Annotated in this window: 1 protein-coding gene; it reads left to right on the top strand. The window is 36.2% G+C overall.

Annotated elements, in window-relative coordinates; genetic code table 11:
- Positions 1-318: transposase (locus ABFX15_RS00600; RefSeq protein WP_346023643.1), on the top strand; the 318-nt coding region annotated here is incomplete at both ends.

Genomic DNA, 318 nt, shown 5'->3' with positions numbered 1-318 from the left:
GAAGTGAATCTGATGCGACTTGGACGGCTAAAAATTATTATGATAAAGAAAATAATGTGATTCAAACAACTTGGTATTTCGGATATCGAGTCCACCTCATTTGTGACACAGAGTATGAACTACCTATTGCTTACAAAGTGACACCTGCAAATGAAGGAGAAAGCACAATTGCTAAGCTTTTAGTAGATAATTTAACTACTCAACAAGCGGAACGAGCTGAATATTTAATGGCGGATCGTGGGTATGATGGGAAACCATTGATTGATAAAATTGAACGACGTTCAATTACTGCAATTATTGATAATCGTCATATGTGGA

Origin of the sequence: Alkalibacterium indicireducens (assembly GCF_039522005.1) — a bacterium.
GTDB classification, from domain to species: Bacteria; Bacillota; Bacilli; order Lactobacillales; family Carnobacteriaceae_A; genus Alkalibacterium; species Alkalibacterium indicireducens.
This window is presented reverse-complemented; position numbering and strand designations above follow the sequence as displayed.